Annotated in this window: 6 protein-coding genes and 1 pseudogene; 3 read left to right on the top strand and 4 right to left on the bottom strand. The window is 71.2% G+C overall.

Features of this window, described 5'->3' with window-relative positions; translation table 11 throughout:
* Both INE98_RS11360 and INE98_RS11355 read right to left on the bottom strand, forming a co-directional pair.
* Positions 1-944: pseudogene (locus INE98_RS11360) on the bottom strand (acetyl-CoA acetyltransferase); the annotation flags it as partial.
* Positions 945-983: 39 nt separating this feature from the next.
* Positions 984-1,604: a TlpA disulfide reductase family protein gene (locus INE98_RS11355; protein WP_293539044.1), complete on the bottom strand. Its 621-nt coding sequence runs from the start codon at positions 1,602-1,604 to the stop codon at positions 984-986.
* A gap of 1 nt (position 1,605) precedes the next feature.
* Between INE98_RS11355 and argH the strand changes: the two genes are divergently transcribed.
* Genes argH through lysA form a run of 3 tightly spaced genes read left to right on the top strand, consistent with a single transcriptional unit; the run spans position 1,606 to position 4,546 of the window.
* Complete coding sequence (gene argH, locus INE98_RS11350) at positions 1,606-3,027, top strand: argininosuccinate lyase (protein WP_293539045.1); 1,422 nt, start codon at positions 1,606-1,608, stop codon at positions 3,025-3,027.
* A complete protein-coding gene (locus INE98_RS11345; RefSeq protein WP_293539043.1) occupies positions 3,024-3,263 on the top strand; it encodes a hypothetical protein in 240 nt (79 codons plus the stop codon). The genes argH and INE98_RS11345 overlap by 4 nt, the downstream gene beginning before the upstream one ends.
* Positions 3,260-4,546 carry a diaminopimelate decarboxylase gene (gene lysA / locus INE98_RS11340; RefSeq protein ID WP_293539042.1) on the top strand — a complete coding sequence of 429 codons (1,287 nt, stop codon included), beginning with the start codon at positions 3,260-3,262 and terminating at the stop codon, positions 4,544-4,546. Before INE98_RS11345 ends, lysA begins: the two co-directional genes overlap by 4 nt.
* Here lysA and INE98_RS11335 read toward each other — a convergent pair.
* Both INE98_RS11335 and INE98_RS11330 read right to left on the bottom strand, forming a co-directional pair.
* On the bottom strand, positions 4,543-5,079 hold the full coding sequence (locus INE98_RS11335; RefSeq protein WP_293539041.1) for a phosphoribosyltransferase: 537 nt from the start codon (positions 5,077-5,079) through the stop codon (positions 4,543-4,545). The genes lysA and INE98_RS11335 overlap by 4 nt on opposite strands.
* The coding region (locus INE98_RS11330) for a DUF3426 domain-containing protein (protein ID WP_293539040.1) at positions 5,072-5,704 on the bottom strand (633 nt) is incomplete at its 5' end. The genes INE98_RS11330 and INE98_RS11335, both read right to left, overlap by 8 nt.

Genomic DNA, 5,704 nt, shown 5'->3' with positions numbered 1-5,704 from the left:
GCCTTGCGGCCGGCGGCGATGGCGGAGGGGCTGGCCGACAGGTCGGGCCGCTCCATGATGGTCAGTTCATTGGCGTCGCCCTGGCCGTGCAGATAGACGAAGCGGTCCTCGGGCACGCCCAGGGCCCGGGCCCGGCCCACCGAGGTCAGGATGACGGCGGCGGCCTGGTTCACCTGGTCCCGCGCCACCAGCATGCGGGTGAAGGGATCGGCGACGATCCGGTTCTTCTCGGTGACGGCGACCAGCTCCTCGGCGGTCTTCTCGACCGGCGAGGCGGAGAAGGGATTGGCGGCGGCCACCCGGGTGAAGGGGGCGAAGAGCTCACCCATCTTGCGGGCGTAGGCGGGCCGGTCGAGGCCCAGGCGGGCGCGCCGGGCGTTCTCGAACAGGGCGTAGGCGGGAATGGCGCCGGTGATCCGGTGCTTGAGGATCGAGGGCGTGAACATGCCCTCAAGGCCGTAGCCGCGGTCCTCCAGGGAGCCCTCGACGGTCTCGGACCAGTCGGGGGTCTCGCCCTTCGCGTTCAGGGTCAGGACGGTGGACATGGCCTCGGAGCCCACGAGCAGGACCGCCCTGGCCTCGCCGCGGGAGATAGCCTCGCAGAACTCGCCCACCAGGCGCTGGGGACCCTGGCCGCCGGTGATCTCGAGGATGGCCCGGGCCGGGTCCGCGCCGATGCGCCTGGCCACGGAGCGGGGGAAGTTGTTGGAGGCGCCGAAGGGCGCCTTGGCGCCCGGCGAGGAGATCTCGAACTGGCGGATGGCGGCGATGACGTCCAGGGCGGCGGCGAGGTCGCCGGAGGCGCCGGCGTCGGCCAGGGCGGCGCGGGCCGCCTCTCCGGCGAGGTCGGCGGGGGAGAGGGCCCGGTAGTCGGCGTCGGTCGGGCGCTCAGCGGCCTGTCCCACCCCGATCAGCACCGGCGTGCGGTCTTCCTGCGAAGTCATCGGCGATTCCTCCCTCGGCCGTCCGGCGGCCGGACCCTGTTATTCCTCTTCGAGGAGACGGTCGATCACGGCCAGGGCGTCCCGGCCGCCCCAGTCCGCCTCGCCCAGCATCCGCGCACGCTCTACGCCGTCGCGACCGTAGATCAAGGTGGTCGGCATGGCCGCCGTGGGCGGCTTCAGGGCGAAGGGGAGGCTCGCCTTGGGGTCCCAGTAGAATTCGAGCGGAGCATTCTTGGCGATGAAGGCCCGGGCCTTCTCTCCATCCTTCTCACGATCGATGGAGACCGCGAGCACGACGACGTCGCGATCCTTCCGGGCCTCGGCAAGGCGGGCCAGGGTCGGCATTTCAATGATGCAGGGGGCGCACCAGGTGGCCCAGAGATTCACCACCACCACCTTGCCGCGGAAGTCGCCGATCCGCACAGGATCGCCCGCGGCGTCCTGAAAGCTGTTGACCGGGGCCGGCATGGCCTCCGCAGGGAGGATCAGGCGGGACATCTCGCCCCGCGTCAGGTCGTCAAGCCCCCCTTTCGCCCGGGGGGTTATGGAAGATTGGGCGATGATGTAGAGAACCCCGGCGGCGCCGACCAGGGCGGCGCCCCAGAGAGCAAGCCTCAGCAGGCTGATCCTGGGAGATCCGGCTTCCTTATCCTGGCTCATGATGACCGCAGACTCCGCAGAAGATCCGAACGCCGCCTCCGAGGGAGGACAGGCCATGTGGGGCGGCCGGTTCGCGACCCGTCCGGCCGACCTGATGCAGGCGATCAACGTCTCCATCGGGTTCGACAGGCGGCTTGCCGACCAGGATCTGGCCGGCTCCCGCGCCCACGCGGCGATGTTGCGCATGCAGGGCGTGATTACAAGTGAGGACGAGGCGGCCATCCAATCGGGGCTGGAAACCATCGCCGCGGAGATCCGGGACGGAACCTTCCCCTTCCGGGAAGAGTTCGAGGACATCCACATGAATGTGGAGGCCAGGCTGCGCGAGCTGATCGGGCCGGCAGCGGGACGCCTGCACACGGCGCGCAGCCGCAACGACCAGGTGGCCGTGGATTTCCGCCTGTGGGTGCGGGACGCCTGCGACCGGACGGTCGCCCAGCTGAAGCGCCTCCAGGCCGCCCTGCTGGACCGGGCCGAGCAGCACGCCGGGACCCTGATGCCGGGCTTCACACATCTTCAGCCCGCCCAGCCCGTGACCTTCGGGCATCACCTGATGGCGTATGTGGAGATGTTCGGCCGCGACGCAGGCCGCTTCGCCGACGCCCGCAGCCGGATGAACGAGTGCCCCCTGGGCGCCGCCGCCCTGGCCGGATCGCCCTTCCCCATCGACCGGGAGGCCACGGCCCGGGCCCTCGGCTTCGACCGGCCGACGGCCAATTCCCTGGACAGCGTGTCCGACCGCGACTTCGCCCTCGAGGCCCTGGCGGCGGCGACCCTGTGCGGCGTCCACCTGTCGCGGCTCGCCGAGGAGCTGGTGATCTGGACGACCCCGCAGTTCGGCTTCGTCCGGCTGTCCGACGCCTTCTCCACGGGCTCGTCCATCATGCCGCAGAAGCGCAATCCGGACGCCGCCGAGCTGGTCCGCGCCAAGGTCGGCCGGCTGATGGGGTCCTTCACCCAGCTGACCCTGGTCATGAAGGGCCTGCCGCTCGCCTATTCGAAGGACATGCAGGAGGACAAGGTCCCGACCTTCGAGGCCTTTGACGCGCTGGAACTCTCCCTCGCCGCCATGACCGGCATGATCCTCGACCTCGAACCCTCGGCCAAGCGGATGGCGGCGGCGGCGGGCGCAGGCTTCTCCACGGCGACGGACCTGGCGGACTGGCTGGTCCGGACCCTCGACATGCCCTTCCGCGACGCCCACCATGTGACCGGGGCGGCGGTGAAGCGGGCGGAGGCCCTGGGCGTCGACCTGCCGGACCTGCCGCTCGCCGAGTTCCAGGCCCTTTGCCAGGGGATCACCCCGGCCGTCTTCGAGGTGCTCACCCCGGCGGCCTCGGCCGCCAGCCGGACGAGCTTTGGCGGAACGGCGCCCGAACAGGTCCGGCGCCAGGCCGCCCTTTGGCGGGAGAAACTCGCATGAGCACCGGAAGCCGGCTCCTGGCCGCCCTGTTCCTGAGCCTGCCCATCCTTGCCGGTTGCGGCAAGGCCGGCCAGCTCGAGCGCCCGCAGGCCCGGCCGGGCGAGGTCCGCGACATTGACGCCGGCTCGGAACCAGGCCGCACCCTTCGGACCGCCGATCCGCGGGACAGGAGTTCCGAGCCCCTTCCCCCGCTGGCCGCGCCGCCGGCCCGGGGCCAGGATCCCTCCGAGCCATGAACCATTTCGAACTCCGCGACGGCGAGCTCTTCTGTGAAGACACGCCCCTTTCGCGGATCGCCGGGTCGGTGGGGACCCCGGTCTATGTCTACTCTTCCGCGACCCTCGAGCGTCACTTCCAGGTCCTGAGGTCGGCCTTCGTCGAGGCCGGCCTGAAGGGCGAGGATGGTGGCCCGCCCCTGATCGCCTACGCGGTCAAGGCCAACCCCAACCTCGCCGTGCTGGCCACCCTCGCCCGGATGGGCGCGGGCGCCGACACGGTCTCGGAAGGCGAGATCCGGCGGGCCCTGGCGGCCGGGATTCCCCCCGGGAGGATCGTTTTCTCCGGCGCGGGGAAGCGGGAGGAAGAGATCCGGTTCGCCCTGGAAACCGGCATTTCCGAGATCAACGTCGAGTCCGAACCCGAGCTGCGTCTGATCGCGCGCGTGGCCCTGTCCCTGGGCCGCCCCGCGCGGCTCGCCGTGCGCGTGAATCCCGACGTCGCCGCCGGCGGTCACGCCAAGATCACCACCGGAGGCGCCGGCAACAAGTTCGGCGTCTCCTTCTCCGAGGCCGAACGGCTCTACGCCGAGGCTGCAGCGGACCCCTGGCTCCAGCCTGTCGGCCTGACCTGCCACATCGGCAGCCAGATCAGCTCGCTGGCGCCCCTGGAGGCGGCGTTCAGGCGGATGCGAGAGCTGGTCGAGAGGCTTCGGGCCCGGGGCCTGCCGGTCCTGATGCTCGACCTCGGCGGTGGCCTGGGCGTGCCCTACTTCAACCAGCCCGACCCTCCCTCGCCCGCGGACTACGCCGCCATGGTCGCGCGGGTGACGGATGGACTGGGGGTCGGCCTGGCTTTCGAACCCGGCCGGGTCATCGCCGCGAATGCCGGTGTCCTCCTGGCGCAGGTGCTGCACATCCACGAGCGGCCGGAGGGCCGACGTTTCGTGGTGCTGGACGCGGCGATGAACGACCTGATCCGGCCCGCCATGTACGACGCCTATCACGACATCCGGCCTGTCCGGCCCAGACAGGGACCCTCCGTCATCGCCGACGTGGTAGGCCCGGTCTGCGAGACGGGAGACACCTTCACCCGGGACCGGGAGCTGCCGCCTCTGGAGTCCGGCGACCTGGTGGCCTTCATGAGCGCCGGGGCTTATGGCGCGTCCATGTCGAGCGAGTACAACAGCCGGCTGATGGCGCCGGAGGTTCTGGTGCGGGGCCGCGACTGGGCGATAGTCCGGCCCCGCCCGACCTACGAAGAGATGCTGGCCCGCGAGGCCCGGCCGCCCTGGCTGGACTAGCCGTCCGGCAAGGCGCCGATCCAGGGCAGGGTCCGGAAGGCGCCGGAGGCGTCCATGCCATAGCCGACCAGGAAGCGGTCCGGCGCCTCCCAGGCGAAGGCGTCGGGCGGGCGGCGATCCGCGAGCGGCGCGGGCTTGAGGGCGAAGACCGCGGTCAACGCCTCCCTCGCCCCGGCGGCAAGGACGAGCCGGCGCGCCGTCTCCAGAGACAGGCCGGAGTCGAGGACATCGTCCAGGATCAGCACCTGGCGGCCGGAGACGGGGCGCTGCAGGCCAGCCAGGACCGTTGCGAGCCCCGAGTGGCGCCTCCGGTCCCCATAGGTCGTCAGCCAGATGGCGTCGAAGGACAGCGGGCGACCGTGCCTCGCCAGAGCGCGGGTCATGTCGGCGGCGAACCAGAGTCCGCCCGTCAGGAGGCAGACGGCGACGGCGTCCGGGGAGAGACGAGGCGCGAGGCGTGAGGCGAGATCATCCACCGCAGCCGCAATGTCGGCCTCGGAAAGCAGACACTCTGGCGGCTTCGTTTCAGTCATGACCCTTGGCGGCGGGAACCGGGCCGGAGCCTGTGACAGCCGCCTCCGTAGTGGGGGGCGCACCCTGGGGCTGGGCCGCCGCCGTCCCCTTGGCCTCCGGGGCGGTGGTGGCTTCGGGCGCGCGGGAGACAAAGGCCAAGGCGACGCTGGCCACCCCCGGCGGGGGATTCTCAACGATCACGGAGAAGTAGCGGCTTTCGAGGGGCGGCAAAACGCCCACCGGGCGCGAGACCAGCCGGCTGAGCGGCGCGCCGCTGGAATCGACCAGTGTGATCTGGAGCGGCGCCGCTGGCGTCGGTCGATCACGCTCATTCCGGATTCGGCCAGAAACCCCGAGGACCGCCTGTCCATTGCGGACGGCGGGGGTGAGGCGCACCTGCTCGATCGCCAGTCCCACGCCATTCACCGGCATGCCTGCGGCGGCGTAGAGGGCGGCGGTCTTGGGCCAGAGCTCTACGATCTGGGTCCGGAACAGGGCGGCGCCCACGGCCAGAAGCGCCAGAACAGCGGCCAGCCCGGCCCAGACCAGGCTTGCCGGCGGGCCCTTCCGGGGCGCAGGCCTGGGGGCCGGGATCACCGGATCCACATTGGGAAAGGCGATTCCGGAGGTGTCTTCCGGCTCGGG

The sequence above is a fragment of the Phenylobacterium sp. genome, assembly GCF_020253645.1.
Lineage (GTDB): Bacteria > Pseudomonadota > Alphaproteobacteria > Caulobacterales > Caulobacteraceae > Phenylobacterium.
Note: the sequence above shows the minus strand (reverse complement) of the source record. Positions and strands in the feature narration are given on the sequence as shown.